Genomic DNA, 273 nt, shown 5'->3' on the forward strand with positions numbered 1-273 from the left:
GTGGTGAAGACCCCGACAATGCAGGCCATCTTCTCGGAGCTGCACACATCTGGCAAGTTTTCGGGTAGTGCGGCTTACGCAGCAGCGCGCGGCACTCACGGTGTTGGTGTTAAGGCCACGAACGCTCTTTCCGATTCGATGGAAGTGTGGACGATGTTCGAAGGCGCATGGTACTACGTCGCATTCGAGAATGGCCACCTCGTGACCGAAGTCACGAAGATGAAGAAAGGCCCAAAGCGTTGGGATGGTAAGACTCCGGAACGTGGCACCCTG

At 56.8% G+C, this 273-nt stretch carries 1 pseudogene; it reads left to right on the forward strand.

Annotation, left to right across the window (positions count from 1 at the left end):
* Positions 1 to 273: pseudogene (locus AC1RPG_RS08770) on the forward strand (hypothetical protein); the annotation flags it as partial.

It is taken from the genome of Dellaglioa sp. CoH-57-MRSF-18 (genome assembly GCF_056781995.1).